The sequence below is a fragment of the Sulfitobacter delicatus genome, assembly GCF_900102535.1.
Lineage (GTDB): Bacteria > Pseudomonadota > Alphaproteobacteria > Rhodobacterales > Rhodobacteraceae > Sulfitobacter > Sulfitobacter delicatus.
The window spans coordinates 374,063-391,570 of the sequence record NZ_FNBP01000003.1 but is presented as its reverse complement, the minus strand read 5'-3'; the positions used below and the strand labels follow the sequence as shown (position 1 = coordinate 391,570).

16 protein-coding genes are annotated in these 17,508 nt (G+C 59.3%); 8 read left to right on the top strand and 8 right to left on the bottom strand.

What is annotated here, in order from left to right; genetic code table 11:
- The first annotated feature begins 98 nt into the window (after window positions 1–98).
- The 3 genes from BLS57_RS08305 to BLS57_RS08295 are packed head-to-tail and all read left to right on the top strand — an operon-like array spanning window position 99 to window position 3,405.
- Complete coding sequence (locus tag BLS57_RS08305; RefSeq protein ID WP_093741084.1) at window positions 99–1,427, top strand: DUF5930 domain-containing protein; 1,329 nt, start codon at window positions 99–101, stop codon at window positions 1,425–1,427.
- The gene (locus tag BLS57_RS08300; protein ID WP_093741082.1) at window positions 1,417–1,917 is read left to right on the top strand and encodes a bactofilin family protein; all 501 of its coding nucleotides are present in this window, start codon (window positions 1,417–1,419) and stop codon (window positions 1,915–1,917) included. Before BLS57_RS08305 ends, BLS57_RS08300 begins: the two co-directional genes overlap by 11 nt.
- A gap of 12 nt (window positions 1,918–1,929) precedes the next feature.
- Window positions 1,930–3,405: an MFS transporter gene (locus BLS57_RS08295; protein ID WP_093741080.1), complete on the top strand. Its 1,476-nt coding sequence runs from the start codon at window positions 1,930–1,932 to the stop codon at window positions 3,403–3,405.
- Here BLS57_RS08295 and BLS57_RS08290 read toward each other — a convergent pair.
- The 3 genes from BLS57_RS08290 to BLS57_RS08280 form a co-directional block, all read right to left on the bottom strand.
- Window positions 3,402–4,370: a DUF3179 domain-containing protein gene (locus BLS57_RS08290; protein ID WP_093741078.1), complete on the bottom strand. Its 969-nt coding sequence runs from the start codon at window positions 4,368–4,370 to the stop codon at window positions 3,402–3,404. The genes BLS57_RS08295 and BLS57_RS08290 overlap by 4 nt on opposite strands.
- Before the next feature lie 64 nt (window positions 4,371–4,434).
- Window positions 4,435–4,989: a peptidylprolyl isomerase gene (locus BLS57_RS08285; protein WP_093741076.1), complete on the bottom strand. Its 555-nt coding sequence runs from the start codon at window positions 4,987–4,989 to the stop codon at window positions 4,435–4,437.
- Complete coding sequence (locus tag BLS57_RS08280) at window positions 4,982–5,488, bottom strand: peptidylprolyl isomerase (protein ID WP_007119942.1); 507 nt, start codon at window positions 5,486–5,488, stop codon at window positions 4,982–4,984. Before BLS57_RS08280 ends, BLS57_RS08285 begins: the two co-directional genes overlap by 8 nt.
- A 126-nt stretch (window positions 5,489–5,614) precedes the next feature.
- Between BLS57_RS08280 and BLS57_RS08275 the strand changes: the two genes are divergently transcribed.
- The 5 genes from BLS57_RS08275 to BLS57_RS08255 all read left to right on the top strand — a co-directional run bounded on the left by BLS57_RS08275 (window position 5,615) and on the right by BLS57_RS08255 (window position 11,169).
- Complete coding sequence (locus BLS57_RS08275) at window positions 5,615–6,793, top strand: phosphoglycerate kinase (protein ID WP_093741072.1); 1,179 nt, start codon at window positions 5,615–5,617, stop codon at window positions 6,791–6,793.
- Between the two features lie 120 nt (window positions 6,794–6,913).
- Complete coding sequence (locus BLS57_RS08270) at window positions 6,914–7,213, top strand: FtsB family cell division protein (protein WP_093741070.1); 300 nt, start codon at window positions 6,914–6,916, stop codon at window positions 7,211–7,213.
- 183 nt (window positions 7,214–7,396) lie between these two features.
- Window positions 7,397–8,404 (top strand): pyruvate dehydrogenase (acetyl-transferring) E1 component subunit alpha, encoded by a 1,008-nt coding sequence (pdhA, locus tag BLS57_RS08265; protein WP_093741068.1) that lies wholly within the window; start codon window positions 7,397–7,399, stop codon window positions 8,402–8,404.
- Window positions 8,405–8,408: 4 nt separating this feature from the next.
- Complete coding sequence (locus BLS57_RS08260) at window positions 8,409–9,803, top strand: pyruvate dehydrogenase complex E1 component subunit beta (protein WP_093741066.1); 1,395 nt, start codon at window positions 8,409–8,411, stop codon at window positions 9,801–9,803.
- Window positions 9,804–9,813: 10 nt separating this feature from the next.
- Window positions 9,814–11,169, top strand: coding sequence for a pyruvate dehydrogenase complex dihydrolipoamide acetyltransferase (locus BLS57_RS08255; RefSeq protein ID WP_093741065.1), 1,356 nt, complete (start codon window positions 9,814–9,816; stop codon window positions 11,167–11,169).
- Between the two features lie 275 nt (window positions 11,170–11,444).
- Here the strand turns inward: BLS57_RS08255 and BLS57_RS08250 are convergent, their stop codons facing one another.
- From BLS57_RS08250 to BLS57_RS08235, 5 genes are all read right to left on the bottom strand, one after another.
- The gene (locus BLS57_RS08250; protein WP_093741063.1) at window positions 11,445–12,698 is read right to left on the bottom strand and encodes a GIY-YIG nuclease family protein; all 1,254 of its coding nucleotides are present in this window, start codon (window positions 12,696–12,698) and stop codon (window positions 11,445–11,447) included.
- Window positions 12,699–12,707: 9 nt separating this feature from the next.
- Window positions 12,708–13,556 carry a hypothetical protein gene (locus BLS57_RS19935; protein WP_244153628.1) on the bottom strand — a complete coding sequence of 283 codons (849 nt, stop codon included), beginning with the start codon at window positions 13,554–13,556 and terminating at the stop codon, window positions 12,708–12,710.
- A complete protein-coding gene (locus BLS57_RS19930; RefSeq protein ID WP_341868827.1) occupies window positions 13,557–14,666 on the bottom strand; it encodes a DEAD/DEAH box helicase in 1,110 nt (369 codons plus the stop codon).
- Between the two features lie 113 nt (window positions 14,667–14,779).
- Window positions 14,780–16,684, bottom strand: a complete 1,905-nt coding sequence (locus BLS57_RS08240; RefSeq protein ID WP_139186619.1) for a class I SAM-dependent DNA methyltransferase — start codon at window positions 16,682–16,684, stop codon at window positions 14,780–14,782.
- Window positions 16,685–17,482: a type IIL restriction-modification enzyme MmeI gene (locus tag BLS57_RS08235; protein WP_093741059.1), complete on the bottom strand. Its 798-nt coding sequence runs from the start codon at window positions 17,480–17,482 to the stop codon at window positions 16,685–16,687.
- Between the last annotated feature and the right edge of the window lie 26 nt (window positions 17,483–17,508).

Below are 17,508 nucleotides of genomic sequence, written 5' to 3'. Positions count from 1 at the left end.
GGGTTGCCCCTTAGTGACTCACTGGCTATTGACGTCCGGGACGCGGGCCCGGGCGTGGACGGCCCTCCGCGGCGACGGGACGGGAAAAGGACGACAACGTGCGCACACGGCTTGCCATCAAGACCCATGCTCTGCTTGAGCATTACTTTCCCGAACGCCGAGTCTTTCTGAAATCTGACAGCGACACCCGATTCATCCGGTTGCGTCCGGCGACTCAGTTGATTGGTTTCGCCGGGTCGGCTTTCCTTGTGTCCTGGGCGATCATCGCCACCGCGATCATTTTGATGGACAGCATCGGCTCCGGCAATTTCCGTGAGCAGGCCAAACGTGACCAACGCACCTACCAAGCCCGATTGAACGAACTCTCCGCCCAACGCGATCTGCGCGCCGAAGAAGCGCTTGCTGCGCAAGACCGCTTTAACGCGGCGCTGAAACAGATTTCGGTGATGCAATCTGAACTGCTGTCCTCAGAGACCCGCCGCCGTGAGCTGGAAACCGGCATCGAAGTCATCCAGTCCACCCTGCGCGACACGATGAAAGACCGCCAGAAAGCGCGGCTGCAACTGTCCGAACTGCAAGGCAGTCTTGAGAATGGCGAAGCGGGCAGCCTGCGGGCGGACGCCGATCAGGCGCCTGTAGATTTCCTCGCCCAAGCCCTCGCCCGCACGGCGGCTGAACGCGACAAGGTTGTTGTCGATGCGCAGGATGCCTTGTTGCAGGCCGATGAGATGGCTCAAGAGATTGCCCTGATGCGCGATCAGAACGATGCGATCTTCCGTCAGTTGGAAGAGGCGATGAGCGTCTCGGTCGCCCCCCTCGACAAGATGTTCCGCAGCGCGGGCATGCCGACCGATCGCATCCTCGCCACGGTGCGTCGCGGCTATTCCGGCCAGGGCGGCCCGATGACGCCATTGTCTTTCACCACCCGGGGCGAAGAGCTGAGCGCCGACACCCGCCGCGCCAACCGGCTGTTGGACCAGATGGATCGGTTGAACCTCTACCGGATCGCCGCTGAAAAAGCGCCCTTTGCCAATCCGGTCAAAAACGCCTTCCGCTTTACCAGCCAGTTCGGCTATCGCCGCGACCCCAAGACCGGCGGACGCCGTATGCATAAAGGGGTGGACTTTGCCGCTGGCATGGGCACGCCGCTTTACTCGACCGCCGATGGGGTGGTCACACATGCGGGCTGGTCCTCGGGCTATGGTCGCTTGGTCAAAATCCAACATGAGTTTGGCATCGAGACGCGCTATGCGCATATGTCCAAGCTTCGCGTGAAAGTTGGTCAAAGAGTCTCGCGCGGGCAGCATATCGGTGATATGGGTGCCTCAGGACGCGTCACCGGTGTTCATCTCCACTATGAAGTCCGCGTAGGTGGCAAGGCTGTCAATCCCATGATCTATATCAAGGCTGCAAACGATGTTTTCTAAGAGCAAAATCAACGATCCTGCCCCCAATGATGCCGATGCGAACAAGCCGGCGTCCTCCGGCACCACCGCGGCGCCTGCCGCGCCCAAGCAGAGCGAATTCAAGGCCAGCGCCCCTAAGGCAAAGCCGCCTGCCTCCGTTCTGTCCTCTGATCTGCACGTCACCGGCAACATGAAGACGACCGGCGATATTCAGGTCGAAGGCACTGTTGAGGGCGACATCCGCGCGCATCTGCTGACAATTGGCGAAACCGCAACGATCAAAGGCGAAGTGATTGCCGATGACGTGGTCATCAATGGCCGCATCGTGGGCCGCGTCCGTGGCCTCAAAGTGCGCCTGACCTCGACCGCACGGGTCGAAGGCGACATCATCCACAAGACCATCGCGATCGAATCCGGCGCGCATTTCGAAGGCTCGGTGCAGCGTCAGGACGATCCGCTGAACCCCGGCGCGAAATCGGCCCCGGCGCAAAAGCCGAACCCCGCCTCCTAAGGCGCTGGTAGAATGACCAGAACCAAGGCGTCGCAGTCCCCTGCGGCGCCTGTTTTCGTTCCAGACTTCTGTGCGCCTGCGGCCCGGCGCTTCGTGCTGATCGCGGCGATTCTCGCCTCGGCGCTTGGCTTTATCGACGGGACGGTGGTTGCCATTGCCCTGCCCGCCATGCGCAGCACGCTGGAGGCCGATCTGGTGCAGGCGCAGTGGATCCACAACGCCTATATGCTGACCCTCTCGGCGCTGATCCTTGCGGGTGGTGCTTTGGGCGACCGGTTGGGCCTGGCGCGGGTTTTCGGCGGTGGAATCGCACTGTTCGTGTTGGCCTCCCTGGCCTGCGCCGCAGCCCCTACCGCTGGCTTTATGATCGGTGCGCGTATGGTTCAGGGCATGGGGGCGGCGATCATGGTCCCCGGCTCCCTCGCGATCATTGCGCGGGCCTATCCGCGTGCTGAACGGGGTCGCGCGATTGGCATCTGGGCGGCGGCTTCAGCGCTGACCACGGCTGCGGGCCCGATCATTGGCGGTCTGGCGCTGAGCCTTGGCGGGCCAGAGATGTGGCGGGCGATCTTTGCGATCAACCTGCCGCTGGGTGGTCTGGCGCTTTGGCTGCTTTGGACCAAGGTCGGCGCGGACCCTGCCCGCTCGGACACCCCGCCGGACCTGCTGGGCGCGGCCACTGCAACGCTGGCGCTGCTCTGCATCGCGTGGGGTTTAACGCAACTGGGACATCAGGGGGGCAGCGCTGTCGCCGTCTGGCTCGTCGCGGGTGTCTTACTGCTCGGCGTATTCCTGTGGATTGAGACACGGGTCGCCGCTCCGATGATGCCGCTGAGCCTTTTTGCCAACCGCATCTTTTCAGCCGCCAACCTCATGGCCTTCGTCCTCTATTCCGCGCTCAACATCATGTTCTTCTTCATGCCGATGACCTTTATCGCAGGCTGGGGCTATAGCGAGATCGACGCCGCCGCCACCTTTGCGCCGATGTCGGTCTTCATCTCTCTGCTCTCGGCCCGCGCCGGGCGCCTTGCAGATCGAATCGGCCCTGCGCCCTTGCTGGTTACCGGGAGCCTCATCGCAGGGATGGGCTATGCCGCCATGGGCTATTTCGCGCCGGAGCAAGACCTTTGGGCGCGTGCCCTGCCCGCGATGGGGCTCGTGGGCTTGGGCATGGCCCTTGTCGTGGCGCCGCTTTCGACTGCTGTCATGGGGGCTGTGCGCGAGGATCAGTCGGGCGTGGCCTCGGGGGTGAACAACGCGGTAACGCGGATGGCCGGATTGATCTCGGTCGCGGCCGTCGGCGGACTGGTCGCCGGGCTTTACGCGCGGGCGGGCGGTGTGGCGAGCTTTGGCCTGCCGTCGGACAGCGCAGGCCATGTCGCGGCGATGAACAACGCATTTGCCGGACTGGCCTATCTCGCCGCTGGTCTGTGTTTGGCAAGCGCGGCGGTGGCCTTCTTCGGCATCCGGCAGCCCAAGCAGGATTAGCGGCCCAGCATCCATTCGCCATCTGGCCAGAAAGCATCGAAGGCAAAGGCAAACATCACGTCATGCACCACGTCACGGCCAGCCTTATCACGCACCCGGATCGACCCCACGTCGCGGCCTTCGGCGATCGCCCCCGCATCCAGCGCCGAGGCCTGCCCCGCGCGCCATGTGATGGTGACACCGGCCTCTGTGACCTCACCTTCTTCAGCCAGCCGCGTCAAACGCCACGCCCGGTCCCCCACGCGCACCACACGCTCCAGCGGCGCGATGCCATGGGGAGGTTGCGATCCGTCATAGAGGAAGGGCTTGGCCGAACTGTCATACCCGCGGTACGGGTTGCGCCCATAGGCGCGGTTGAAGGCGGGCTCCTCCATCACCAGCCCCTCGGGGTGGCGGGATTTAAAATCGCCCCAGCTTTCCAGCCAGCTTGGCAAATGGGTGAGCTCGGTCCCGCTCAACGCCCCTACGATGGCGCGGCCCTCGGCCTGTTGCCACCAGCTTTGGGTCTCGCGGTCATACATCACCATGTCGGAATGGCGCAGCTTGCCCGAGACACCAAAGCGCAGCACCTGCCCGGCGACCCGGCGGTCAAAGACCAGCGCAGAGTTGCACAGCGGGCAGAAGGTCACGGCGATGGGGCGGCCCGCGACCGTGTCGTTCACGATCTCATGCCATGTCAGATAGCGGATCGGATAGGCGCGTGGCTTAGCGCCCGCGATCTCGACCGTGATAACAGGCTCACGCGAGGCGATGCGGGATTCGGAAGCGACGGTGCGAAACTGGGGGCTGTCCAGCGCCGGGATGCCATCCTTGGGCGGGCCGCCAGAGATGATCTGCGACCAATCGCCGATACTGGTTTTGGAAAAATCCGTGTCCTGCCATTCGCCCTGCCAGCGGGCGGGGTTGGCGGCGACAATATTGGCCAACAGGCCAAGGGTCAAAACGATGGCGCTCAATCTGATCATCGAATCAGCTTGGCGCATGCGGGGGTGAGCAAGCAAGCCCACCCCACGCGATCGGGATCAGATGTTACTCGGTCACGGTGACCGTTTTCATCACGTCGGGCGTGCCGACGACAGAGCCGTTCGGGCCGGTGCCGCGTTTGATGGCGTCAACCACGTCTTGCCCTTCGGTCACCTTGCCGACGACCGTGTATTGGCCGTTAAGGAAAGGTGCTTCGTCGAACATGATGAAAAACTGGCTATTGGCGCTGTCGGGGCTCTGGCTGCGGGCCATGCCGACGACGCCGGTCTCGAACGCGATGTCCGAGAATTCAGCTGCGACGTCCGGTTTATCAGAGCCGCCCATGCCAGCGCGCGAGATATCGCCGCGGGATTTGCCGAATTGCACGTCACCGGTCTGAGCCATGAAACCGTCGATCACGCGGTGAAAGACCACCCCGTCATAGGCGCCGGCTTCGGCCAGTTCGGTGATCCGCGCCACATGCTGCGGCGCCACATCTTCCAGCAGGTCGATCTTGACGGTGCCATTGGCCTCGCCCGCGATCTCGACCTCAAGCCCGGTGGCCGCAGCCGCCGTGCCGAGGAGCGCCAGAACGGCGCTGGTGCCAAGGACCTTACGCATCTGCGGCCACCTTGACCGAGATCATGCGGTCGGGGTTCGCAGGCGGCTCGCCGCGTGTCAGCGCATCGACATGTTCCATGCCGGAGATAACCTGCCCGTAGACGGTGTACTGACCGTTGAGGAAGTCATTGTCCTTAAAGTTGATGAAGAACTGGCTGTTGGCGCTGTCGGGGTTGGCCGAACGGGCCGCGCCGATGGTGCCGCGGGCGTGGGGAACCTTAGAAAACTCGGCTGGCAGGTTCGGCATGTCCGACCCACCTGTGCCGGCGGCGCGCAGGTTGAAGTTGTCTTCCATATTGCCATTGGCGACATCGCCCGTTTGGGCCATGAAACCTTCGATCACGCGGTGGAAAGCGACGTTGTCGTATTTCCCGGCGCGGGCCAGTTCCTTCATGCGCTCGACGTGCTTGGGCGCGAGGTCAGGCATCAGCTCGATGGTGACGGTGCCGCCTTTGAGCTCCATCAGGATGGTGTTTTCGGGGTCTTTGATATCGGCCATTGGGCAATCCTTCTGCTTATCTTTGGCAGATACCTAGGCGGCTTGGCCGCGATTGCCAAGGCGCGCATTGACGTGGGGCGCGATAACAGCAAAACACAGCGCAAGAGATTGAATGGGAGAGAAGCGATGGGCTGGAAAACGCTGGACGACATGGACCTGAACGGCAAACGCGTGCTGCTGCGCGTGGACATTAATGTGCCGGTTGAGGAGGGTCGCGTGACGGACGCCACCCGGATCGAGCGGATCGTGCCCACGGTGACGGACATTCTGGCGCATGGCGGCAAGGTCACGCTGCTGGCGCATTTCGGTCGGCCCAAGGGCAAGGTTGTGGAGGACATGAGCCTCAAGCAGGTGCTGCCCGCGTTGGAGAAAGCCTTAGGCCGTAATGTGACTTTTGTTCCCTCGCTCGATGCAGCGGCAGAGGCGCAGGGCGATCTGCAACTGATGGAGAACATCCGCTTCTACCCCGGCGAAGAGGCCAATGACGAAGGCTTCGCCCGCCAACTGGCCGCCCTCGGCGACATCTATTGCAACGACGCCTTCTCTGCCGCCCACCGCGCCCATGCCTCGACCGAAGCGCTGGCGCGCCTTTTGCCTGCCTGCGCGGGCCGCTTGATGCAGGCGGAACTGTCAGCGCTGGAAGCCGCCCTCGCCAAGCCGGAACGCCCCGTGGGTGCCGTGGTCGGCGGGGCCAAAGTTTCGACCAAGATCGCGCTCTTGGAAAACCTCGTGAACAAGCTCGATGTGCTGGTCATCGGCGGCGGCATGGCGAACACCTTCCTCGCGGCGCTCGGCGCTGATTTGGGGAAATCTTTGCAAGAGCCGGACTATTACGACACCGCCAAAGACATCATGGCGCAGGCCGAGAAGGCAGGCTGCCGGGTGATCTTGCCCGTCGATGGTCTGGTCGCGCGCGACTTCGCCAAGGGGGCGGCGCATGAAGTGGCCCAGCTTTGCCCTGACGCCAGACTGGCGGAGGATCAAATGGTGCTGGACGCGGGACCCGATACGGTGGCGCTGGTCGAGAGTGCCTTTGCGGGGCTGCGCACGCTCATCTGGAACGGCCCGATGGGCGCCTTTGAAATCCCGCCCTTCGACACCGCCACCGTCGCTGCCGCCCGTGCAGCCGCCAAACAGACCCGCGATGGCACGCTGACCTCGGTCGCAGGCGGTGGCGATACCGTCGCAGCACTCAACCAAGCGGGCGTGGCCGAGGACTTCACCTATATCTCCACCGCCGGGGGCGCCTTCTTGGAGTGGATGGAGGGCAAAACCCTGCCCGGCGTCGCGGCCCTTGGCGGATAAGTCACGCCTGCCGAAAAACTGGTTAATATCCTATGGCATAGGCGTGCGAGGGGTTCCCTCAAGCGAATCGCCTGTGCCATAAAGATTGTACGCCCGGGAAGAGGCGACAGAGGCAGACACATGACGCGCACCACCCGCCCCGCATTTGGTACTTTACTATTCTTCGCGATTGCCTTCGCGCTGAGCCTCTATTTTACCTTTGCCGCCGTGCAAGGGGATTTCGGCCTGTTCCGCCGGACCGAGATCGTGGCCGAGAACCAAAAGCTGAGCGCGCGTCTGCAAGAAGTCCGCGCCGAGGTCGCCCGTATGGAAAACCTCACCAAGCGTCTGTCTGACGACTACCTCGACCTTGACCTGCTGGATGAGCGCGCCCGCAAGGTGCTGGGCATGGTCCGCACCGACGAGATCGTCATTCGCTAAACCTCCCCCTGCCCCGTCTCCGGGGTTGCAATTCTTCCGCGCTTCTGGCCCACTTTGGCTTGCCAGAACAGGTGCCCGCGCCAGTTGACAAAGCCTCTCGCAATCCGCTGCGGAATGCGCTAGGGAATAGTTTAACGCTAAACTACTTTTGGCACCTGACCAGAGCCGACGGAGGAGACGTCCATGGCCGCGAAGAAATCGAGCAAGAAACCCAATGTCTCGGCGGAGGAGCTGACCAGCTATTACCGCGACATGCTGTTGATCCGACGCTTTGAAGAGAAAGCCGGGCAGCTTTACGGCATGGGTCTGATCGGGGGCTTCTGCCACCTTTATATCGGTCAGGAAGCTGTTGTTGTGGGGCTCGAAGCCGCCGCCGAAGAAGGCGACAAACGCGTCACCTCCTACCGCGACCACGGCCATATGCTGGCCTGCGGCATGGACCCCAATGGCGTCATGGCTGAGCTTACGGGCCGTGAAGGCGGCTATTCCAAGGGCAAAGGCGGCTCGATGCATATGTTCTCGAAAGAGAAGCATTTTTACGGCGGCCACGGCATTGTCGCGGCACAGGTGCCGCTCGGTGCGGGCCTCGCCTTTGCGGATCAGTACAAGGACAACGGCCGCGTCACCTTCACCTATTTCGGCGATGGGGCGGCGAACCAAGGTCAGGTCTATGAGACCTTCAACATGGCGGCGCTGTGGAAGCTGCCAGTGATCTTTGTGATTGAAAATAACCAATACGCCATGGGCACCTCGCAACAGCGCTCGACCTCCTCGGCGGAGATTTGGGAGCGCGGTAAAGCCTTTGGCATCCCCGGCGAAGCGGTCGATGGTATGGACGTGCTGGCGGTTAAGGAAGCCGGTCAAAAGGCCGTGGCCCACGCCCGCAAGGACGGCCCCTATATTCTTGAAATCAAAACCTATCGCTACCGCGGCCACTCGATGTCGGACCCTGCCAAATATCGCACCCGCGAAGAGGTCCAGAAAATGCGCGACGAGCGTGACCCGATCGAAGCCGTGCGCACCTTGCTTCTGGAGGGCAACCACGCCACCGAAGACGATCTCAAGGCCATCGACAAGGAGATCAAGAAGGTCGTGAACGAAAGCGCCGATTTCGCCAAGGAAAGCCCGGAGCCGCATCTCGACGAGCTCTGGACCGACATCTACGCAACCGAAGTTCCGCAGGAGGCCTGAAGCAATGGCAACCGAAATTCTCATGCCCGCCCTCAGCCCCACTATGGAAGAAGGCACGCTCGCGAAATGGCTGGTCAAGGAGGGCGACGAAGTCTCCTCCGGTGACATACTGGCCGAGATCGAGACCGACAAAGCCACGATGGAGTTCGAGGCCGTGGACGAAGGCACCATCGGCAAGATCCTGATCGAGGAAGGCACCGAAGGCGTCAAGGTCAACACCGCCATCGCCGTCCTGCTGGAAGAAGGCGAAACGGCGGACGACATCGACAGCGCGAAGTCCGCCCCGGCGCAGGCCAAGAGCGATGACAGTGACGCGAAGTCTTCGGACGACAGCGACGACAGCGACCGCGCCACCCCCGCCGAGGGCAAGAAACAGCCCCAGCCCGACACCAGCCCCGACTGGCCCGAAGGCACTCCAATGAAGCAGCAAACCGTCCGCGAAGCGCTGCGCGATGCCATGGCCGAAGAAATGCGCCGCGACAATGATGTGTTCCTCATGGGCGAGGAAGTGGCCGAGTACCAAGGTGCGTATAAGATTTCCCAAGGTCTGCTTGACGAGTTCGGCGCCAAACGCGTGATCGACACCCCGATCACCGAGCATGGTTTTGCCGGCATCGGCGTCGGCGCGGCCTTTGGCGGCTTGCGCCCGATTGTCGAGTTCATGACCTTCAACTTCGCCATGCAGGCGATGGACCAGATCATCAACTCGGCAGCCAAGACGCTTTACATGTCCGGCGGCCAGATGGGCGCGCCCATGGTCTTCCGTGGCCCAAATGGAGCGGCGGCACGCGTTGGCGCACAGCACTCCCAAGACTACGCCGCTTGGTTCATGCAGATCCCCGGCCTCAAGGTCGCGATGCCCTATTCGGCGAGCGATTACAAAGGCTTGATGAAGTCCGCAATCCGCGACCCGAACCCGGTGATCTTCCTTGAGAACGAAATTCTCTATGGCCGCAGCTTTGACGTGCCAGATGTCGAGGATTACACCGTCCCCTTCGGCAAGGCCCGCATTTGGCGCGAAGGCAGCGACGTCACCATCGTCAGCTTCGGCATCGGCATGACCTATGCATTGGAAGCAGCTGAAAAGCTGGCCGAAGAGGGTATCGAGGCCGAGGTCATCGACCTGCGCACCCTGCGCCCGATGGACACCGACACGGTGCTGAAATCGGTGATGAAAACCAACCGCTGCGTCACCGTCGAAGAAGGCTGGCCGCAAGGCTCGGTCGGCGGCTACATCAGCGGCGTGATCATGCAAGAGGCCTTCGATTACCTCGATGCGCCGGTCATCACCTGCACCGGCAAAGACGTGCCGATGCCCTATGCCGCCAACCTCGAAAAACACGCGCTGGTCACCACCGACGAGGTGGTCAAGGCCGTGAAACAAGTCACCTACCGGTAAGGAGCGGATCATGCCCACAGAAATTCTCATGCCCGCCCTCAGCCCCACGATGGAAGAAGGCACGCTGGCGAAATGGCTGGTCAAGGAGGGGGACGAAGTCTCCTCTGGCGACATCTTGGCCGAGATCGAAACCGACAAGGCGACGATGGAATTCGAAGCCGTCGACGAAGGCACCATCGGCAAAATCCTGATCGACGAAGGCAGCGAGGGCGTGAAAGTGAACACCCCGATCGCCGTGCTGCTCGAAGAGGGCGAAAACGCAGACGATATCGACAGTTCTGCCCCCGCCAAGGAAGAGAAACCGCAGGCCGAGGAAGCACCAAGAGCCGCTGAGGCCGAAACCCCGGAAGCAGGCTATGGCCGTGGCGCGAGCGACGCCAACCCCTCCGACGGCAAAAGCGACAGCAAAGCCCCCGCCGCGCCAAAATCGGACAAGGGCGAGCGCATCTTCGCCTCGCCCCTCGCCCGCCGCATCGCCGCGGACAAGGGTCTGGACCTGTCGCAGATCGACGGCAGCGGCCCACGTGGCCGGATCGTCAAAGCCGACGTCGAGAGTGCCAAACCGACAGCTGCAAAGGCCGACAGCGCAGACACCGCCAAAGACGCCGCCCCGGTCACCCAGCCCGCCCCCGCAGGCCCCTCGGCGGACGCGGTCATCAAGATGTACGCAGAGCGCGACTTCGAAGAAGTCACGCTTAACGGCATGCGCAAAACCATCGCCGCGCGCCTGACCGAAGCCAAGCAAACGGTCCCGCATTTCTACCTGCGCCGCGAAATCCAACTCGACGACCTGCTGGCCTTCCGCAGCGACCTGAACAAACAACTCGAAGCACGCGGCGTGAAACTGTCGGTTAACGACTTCATCATCAAAGCCTGTGCCTTGGCGCTGCAATCCGTGCCCGACGCGAACGCCGTCTGGGCCGGCGACCGCATCCTGAAGCTGAAGCCCTCGGATGTGGCTGTCGCAGTAGCGATCGAAGGCGGCCTCTTCACCCCGGTCCTGCAAGATGCCGAAAGCAAATCGCTTTCCGCTCTCTCGGCCCAAATGAAAGACCTCGCCGCCCGCGCCCGCGACCGCAAACTCGCGCCGCATGAATACCAAGGCGGCAGCTTTGCGATCTCCAACTTGGGCATGTTCGGCATCGACAACTTTGACGCGGTCATCAACCCGCCGCATGGTGCGATCCTTGCGGTCGGCGCTGGCGTGAAAAAACCCATCATTGGCAAAGACGGCGAGATCACCGCCGCCACGGTCATGTCGGTCACCCTCTCGGTCGACCACAGGGTGATTGACGGCGCACTTGGGGCTCAGTTGCTCAATGCAATTGCCGAAAACCTCGAAAATCCAATGGTGATGCTAGCCTAAGGGCCCATTCTTTTTGGCAAAAAACACTTTCGAGATTTTGAGGGCAGAAAGCCCTCATCCCGCCCGAAGGGCGGCAAACATAAAACAAAAGCCAGGGCCTTGCCCCAGCCGTTAACTTGAAAGTGGGCGCAATGAGAACATTGCGCCCACATCATGTTTGTGCCTACCAAAGACCCACAACAAGTTGCGGCGCCACCGATGCAAAGCGCGTCAGTTTCTGAGATTTCGGGGAATTTCCCAATCTTTTTGATGGATATGCGGACTGTGACGCTAAATCATTCTAACCTGATGATCTGTTGCACAGACGTGTCATACCGATAGAGATGCAGCGTGCCCGCCTCGATGAGGCGCACCGCTTCGGCTATATGGTCAGGCAAAACATAGAACCACTCTCGTGGGAAGACCTTTTTCCCGAACCGATCAGTGATCGTAAGGCCTGATGGCCGTGCGACGTCGAAGAACCGGTGAAGTAAATCCTCTATCTTCATGCGAGAAAGGTTGCGTAGTTCATACGTGGCTACAATTTCCACATCCGCCAACAAAAAGGTCGGATCATTCTTGGCGTCAGCCACACGACGTTTCACATCTTGAGATGTCACGCCGATCTTATGCAAAATGTTCCTGACTTCCTTGATCTCGGGCCGTTCGGATTTGCTTCGCGCCACGTAGATTGTGCCAGTTAACTGCAAAGCATCTGCGTTCCAATCCGGATCCAGCGGGCCAAGGCCGGGCCTGTGTATCGCGCGTGCAGTCCTATCAGCCCAAAGAGCCTTGCGAAGCGAGGACATCAACGGGTCGCTCTCCATACCGTTCGAGAAGATGATCCTTAGCCGATGGTCCGGCTTCCCACCGCGCCTCGTATGCTCGGTTATCTCAGCGACATAGGCGAGCAGGCCCCGGTGGATCATGAAGTCCCCTTCTTTCGGCCGGAGTTCCTGGCGATCCTCCACGGGGCTTGCCTCACGCTCGCCGGCATCCAATTTTGCCTGCATGTCGACGAAGCCTTGCTCGAAAACGCCGAAATCCGCACAGGGTATCATATCGGCACGGTGGGCAGGCTTTTCTCGCTCCGCCGCAGGCGTGACATGCCGCATTCCTATCATGGCCTCAGGAATATCGTCGTCATCCTCATCAAATATGTCGTCTAAACTCAGAGGCACATCTACTTCATCCGGATCGTCCCGCCAGGAAGGCTCTCGCGATTTCGTCGCTGTCGTTCCATCAACTGCCGATGAAACAAATGGGCGGCCATAGCCAAGAAGGCGATTCCTGTCTGCGGCGACCATCGTCTCTGATGGCTCGCTCCTGATCGACCGCCATATCGTTCCAAGCTTCATCTCCTCGATCGTCGCGCCGCTTTCGTCAGGCAGGCGGCCGTGAGCTTCGTAAAAGTCGTTCACTTCTACGACGATCTCGGCATTTCTTCCTTCGGGTGAGCTGGTGTTTGATCGGCGGGGCCTTATGTCGGCCAACAAGCCGAGCTCGTCGTCTTCCTCGAAAATGTCATCAAGCGACCGATATCTTTTCATGAGCTTACCTCATTCAGCCGCGGCACGAGCGCGCTCGGCCTTCTTTGTCCTAACGTAGGCATGCGCCTCTGCCAGCCGCTTCTCCAAGGGATCTTCGGAGTGCGGATTAGGTGGGCGCCCTTCCTGCTTGCGGAAGCGTTGAATGCGCGGCCAGAGCACCAGGGCTTCCTTTTCACTCATCTGGATACGTTGAGCGACCATCGCATTCTGGATGTTCTTCAAGAGGGGCGTATCGAAGGCACGCGAAGCGACATCAAATCCTTCCCGGAACGGGTTAATGGAGTCGATGAGGTCAATGTCCAGCTCCCTCACGTTGATGAATTTCTTCACCATGCTCATCAGGGAGAGATTGGGAGTATCGTCTTCGTCCTCGCCATCTTTGCCGGCACCCTGAGTGCCTTCACTCTCTCCACCAAGCTTATCGCCGTGGGCATTCCGCTTGGCCAGTCCAATAATATTCATGCGCGCCGCAAGATCCTGCCTAATTGCTTCCGCCTCATCGGGAGTGAGATCCTCGTAACTGTTCTCCACGATTTCTGTCAGCACCATCTGCGTCGCTACTTCAGGTGCTACATCATCGGCTACCACACGGCGATCCATGGCCTGGCATACTTTGGCCACAAGGTCCTGCATATCATCTTCGACGATGGCTCGAGCTCGGGGTGTCGGTGGTTCCATCAGCCCTCCGATGCCGATATTCACACGACCCTCCTTGTCGATATGAACTGGTTCGCGAATATCGCCATCTTCCCGACGGTAAAACTTGAAGTTCGGCGCCAGCACCTGCTCCATCAGGAGTGCTCCGGAAATGGCTTTGAGCATGTCATTCACGGCGTCAGCGACTACGGTTGTCTCCACTCAGGGCTCTGCGACCAAATTCGTGAACTGCGCATGTCGCTTGTCGGGAGCGTCTCGTGTGGCGCGTCCGACGATCTGCACGATCTCAGTGAGGCTGTTGCGATAGCCGATTGTCAGGGCATGCTCGCACCAGACCCAGTCGAACCCTTCCTTTGCCATGCCAAGTGCCACGATCATATCGACTTTCGCTCGATCGGCTGCGTTGTCACGCTTCCCATCTGGGCCGCAGATCTCGGCCTGCAGCGCAGCTTTGACTCCGTCTCGCCCCGGTCCATCATCCACTAAATCCGCGATCCTCAGAACGCGCCCGTCAGGTCGCTTAACCAGATCAAATCCAGTTTCAGGATCTTGGCCGACATGTTCACCAATGGCGTCGTATATCTGCCCCACCTCGTCATGTTTTTCACCGAATGCCTCGGCAGAACCACGGTGCGGGATATGAACGATGGTCTTTAGATCGGTGTCCAGCACGTCCTTGATCGCCGATATGTAACGGCCGCGATAAAATGCATAGGAAATGCCAAGGGACTTGAGATGCTCATATCCTTCGAGCTGCTCGTAGTAGGAGTAGGTGATCGAACGAAACTTGGCCTCATCCTCCGGGCGCAGCACAGGGATACTGTCGCCCCGAAAGTAGGAACCGGTCATCGCCATAACGTGCGCTTGTTCGCGGGTCAGCAAACGACGCAGGATCTCCCCGAGCCGATTTTCATCGCTGGCGGCCACATGGTGGAATTCATCAATGGCAATAAGACAGTCGTCGAACGCTTCGACACCCCGCTTTTTGGCAATCTCCTCGAAGGCGAAACGGAAGGTCGCATGTGTGCACACGATCACCTCGTCGTCGGAATCCATGAAGGCTTCGAACGCCTTCACTTTCCGGGAGTTGGGCTTGCCTTCCTCACCAGAGAGGCAGAGGTTCCATTGCTCTTGGACCTTCCAGTCGCGGTGGAAGCCGTAGCTGGTAAGATCCGTGGTCTTAAACGAACCGCCAATCGAGGTCTCTGGCACCGCAACGATAGCTTTCCTAACTCCCTGGTTCTCGAGCTTGTCGAGAGCCACAAACATCAGTGCACGCGATTTACCAGCCGCTGGTGGTGCTTTAAGCAGAATGAATTATGCTGCTCGAGCCTCATATACCCGAGCCTGCAAAGGGCGCATTCCGAGGGCATTGGAATTGGCTCCCCCAGTGGAGCCATAGGTCATGCGGATGAGGTCGACCATCAAGCGGCTCCCTTTTTAGCTGTTTCAGATTTCATTTTGTCGATACGAGCGGCGTAGAGCTTGAAGAGCTTCTCCAGCCGCTCCGTGTCGTTGCGGAAGGCGCGCCCAATATACATTTTTTCAAGAAGCTCGTCGTTCTGACGATGCACTTCACGCAAATCATCTGGCATCTTGTCGGGGTCGTATAGCTCGGCAATCGTCTTGGGGTGGTGCATGTAGCGGGTTTTCAAGATGGCCCGTGCTGACGCGTTAAGCTGGTCGCGCTGTCCTTGGGTGAAGCGCGGCACCGGAAAAGTATTCCAACCCAAGCTGTTGGAGTAGCGAAAGTCAGACTTCAGCTTACCGCATACGGTGCCTATCCAGACCAGGTGAAGGCGAGAAGCGATAAGGGCAAGGCACCATTCAGGTGCGTCGTAGAGCGCAAAGTTCAGATTAGAAGAAATGACGTCTGCATTGACAAGCTCTACCGGTAAGTAGGGACGGCGCTCAGAAGTGACACTTGGGACCAGAATTGCGGAATTCTCAGGTGCATAGTGCTCACGAAATTGATGCGGTCTCTCTGCGAGTATCTTGCCTGCCTTATCTTTCATTTTAGTTCGGGCGATCCGCGTTGTCTCGATCTTCTCTGCAATTCCAGGAATAAGCATTGCGGCATCCAATTGACTGTCATCTATCCAGAGACAGTAGCGCTCGATGCCCTTCACGACCTCTTGTGAGCCCATGAAACGCCGCACAAAAGATCCCGCTTCCGGATATTTATCAATCAACTCATCTCTCGAGAACCGATCCATAAGTAAATTACCGGCGTCATACGGCATGTTGCCAAACTGCATATCAGGCAGCCCGAACAACGAATAACTGGATCGCCGGACTTCAATATTCGCCATATTTAGGAGATAGCCGTTAATATTTGACGCAGTCACCTCATGCTCACCGTCGAACAAACGCTTGGCTGCCGAACTTCTATTGCGGAGCCCCACAACCACGCACATGACCGCAGCATTTGCAGACGCATTATTGCGCCACTTGAAGGTTCGGTGGGCAAAATCGATTTCAAGGTTTTTACCAAGACACATGGGCCATACAGTCGATATAGCATCGCCCTGTGCAACCGAGTTCGTGGAAACCAAAGCTGCTTTAGCGTTTCGATTCTCTATGAAGCGTGCAGCCTTGTAATACCATCCGACTACATAATCGAAGGCCTTAAAATTCTTTCCGAGAGACTCGAAGAGTGCCTCTTTGTCAGCCTTATGGTGGGCCTCCTGTTGCGCCTTCCCCAGAAAAGGCGGATTACCGGCGATGTATATTTCCTCATCACCCGCCTGGGGAGGACAAACCTTTTCCCAGTCTATGCGCAGCGCGTTGGCACAAACAATATGTCCGCCGTCTTCAAGCGGTATTGTCCGCGTGGCCTGACCGAACAACTCCGACATTTCTGCATTTGCCTGGTATTCAGCGATGAAAAGAGCCAGCTTGGCTGTTTCGGCTCCGAAATCAGTGATTTCAATGCCATGGAAATTTGCCAAAGTAAGAGTTGAGCTCAGCTTCATGAATGATTGACCAGTCAGTTCGACAAGGCGTTTCATCACGCGCATTTCTCGTTCTCGGAGCTGTCTATAGGCAACCACGAGAAAGTTCCCCGATCCACAAGCAGGGTCAAACACTCGGATCCGACCAAGGCGGCCCAACAGCCGTTCTAATGCCTTAGGCTGACTCCATGCCTTCTCGATGGCAACGTCCAGCTCATCCAGAAACAACGGGCCCAAAACTTTTAGAATATTGGGCACGGAGGTGTAATGCATGCCGAGTTCGCTGCGCCGTTTGGCGTCGGCTATTGACTGGATCATAGACCCGAAAATATCGGGATTGATTTTCCGCCAGTCTTCACCTGCCGCATCTTGCAATTAGCCCCAGGCAATTGGGGTGAAGGTCGGACAGTCTGGCCTGTCAGCGAAAAGACCGCCGTTGACGTATTCCAGTTCCTGCGTCCATGCGGGTAGGTGACCACGCGCGCCTTTCGGCAGGTTCATCGCAGCAAAGGCATCGCGAAGCATCAAATGTGCTTCGATGCCTTTTTCACCTGAATGGTCGACGATCAGTCTAATAAACTGGTTCTTCGGGAAAATCCCGACATCTTCGGCGAAGAGGCAAAAGATCAGTCTGGTCATGAACTGGTTTAGATCGTGTTGGCGCTCTTCGGTCGCCCAATCCGGGTTCTTTTTCAACAGCGCGTCGTAGAGCTTAGCGAGCTTACCAGTGACCTTGACGTCGATTTCGTTCTCTTCAGCCGCTTTGTAGCGGCTCACCCCGGCCGCTGGCAGGAAGAAACCAAAATGATGATGAAGGTCCTGGAATGCGCAACGGATCGTGTCACCCGAGGAAAGGTGATGCCCGACCACTTCTTCACCGTCGGTCGAGATCAGGATTTCCGGCTTGTGTTGGGTGGTCTTCTTGTCGGAGAGGATCAGCTTCAAAGCCGCATCAGCTCCACCCACTTCCGCAGGTATGTAGTAGAAGCGGCGGTTCATCAGAACAGCACCGGGAATTTTCGACTTGTTCAGCGATCGCTTGCCCGCACGCAACTTGGATACTGTCGCCTTAGCATTGCCCGTTGCCGCTGCGAAAGCGTAGCCAAACTCGGCGGGGTCGAACGGCGCGGTGGAAATGGATTCGAGTGCGTCGGAAATCTCAGTCGGGTTCATAATAAATCTCTGCGGGCTGTCCCCTT